Here is a 247-nt window from a genome sequence, read left to right as displayed (position 1 = left end):
CTATGACATTCAATTTGCATTTGATAAAGGTAGCATTAAACCATTAGACAACCAAGGCGGGAACAATAACCAAGGTGGAAACGACAACCAAGGCGGAAACGATAACCAAGGCGGGAACAATAACCAAGGCGGAAACGACAACCAAGGCGGGAACAATAACCAAGGTGGAAACGACAACCAAGGCGGAAACGATAACCAAGGTGGAAACAATAACCAAGATAATAATACAACCATTGATCCAAAAGCT

The 247-nt window shown here is 42.9% G+C and carries 1 pseudogene; it reads left to right on the top strand.

Annotation, left to right across the window (positions count from 1 at the left end):
- A pseudogene (locus tag MR113_RS27855) lies at positions 1-247 on the top strand (NEAT domain-containing protein); the annotation flags it as partial.

The organism is Bacillus cereus group sp. BfR-BA-01379 (assembly GCF_022663605.1).
Classification (GTDB): Bacteria; Bacillota; Bacilli; order Bacillales; family Bacillaceae_G; genus Bacillus_A; species Bacillus_A mobilis.
Note: the sequence above shows the minus strand (reverse complement) of the source record. Positions and strands in the feature narration are given on the sequence as shown.